This window comes from Sphingomonas sp. S-NIH.Pt3_0716, from assembly GCF_003950715.1.
Taxonomy (GTDB): domain Bacteria; phylum Pseudomonadota; class Alphaproteobacteria; order Sphingomonadales; family Sphingomonadaceae; genus Sphingobium; species Sphingobium yanoikuyae_A.
The window spans coordinates 1-648 of sequence record NZ_QLJK01000130.1 but is presented as its reverse complement, the minus strand read 5'-3'; the positions used below and the strand labels follow the sequence as shown (position 1 = coordinate 648).

Below are 648 nucleotides of genomic sequence, written 5' to 3'. Positions count from 1 at the left end.
CAGATTAAGAGGAAGCATGCCAGTTTCGGCCATGGCTAATCGCTTGACCAGTATCGTCATCACCCTCTGGTTCTTCTTTGCGGTGCTGAGTGTATTTGTCGCCTTGGTATTCTCGCCGATGGGGTTGCGCCTCCTACTGCCCGACAAGCACCGAGTCAGTTGGGTCTACCCGGCGTTGCTCGTGCTACCGCCTGTCAGCTTGGCATTGCAGAGCGTCTTAAGCGCGAGGCTTTCTCGGATCCTGCTTTGGGCCCTCCTCGTCCCTCTTGCCGCTTTAACGCTCCTTTTGGTTGCATTCTTTGGCTCGGCTTTCTTTGCACACTGAGGCGGCAGCAGATTAAAGCATGCAAGCTCAGGTGATCACGGTTTATGAGTTTACGGCCTAATGAAATAGATCAATCCATTACGGCTGTTTTACGGTGAGAACAGCATTAACTATTCCTAAGCGCGGCCTGTTCCAATAACTCCCCTGCCGCGACTGCATGAAATCAAGCTAGGTGCCCGAAATAGGTGCAATCCTTAGAGGCTGTTTGGGAAATCGGCGGCAGGGGTTGTCATAGGCGTATCTGCGTGATTCAGGCTCTGGATGTGGACGCAGCAGAGCCGGGGGCGGATGGCCCAGATTGCGAAGAAGACGAAGCGTTATCC

The 648-nt window shown here is 53.7% G+C and carries 1 protein-coding gene; it reads left to right on the top strand.

From position 1 onward, the window contains the following. Positions 1 to 325, top strand: a 325-nt coding sequence (locus BRX37_RS26430) for a hypothetical protein (protein ID WP_206434241.1), incomplete at its 5' end; no start/stop codon positions are given. Positions 326 to 648: the final 323 nt, after the last annotated feature.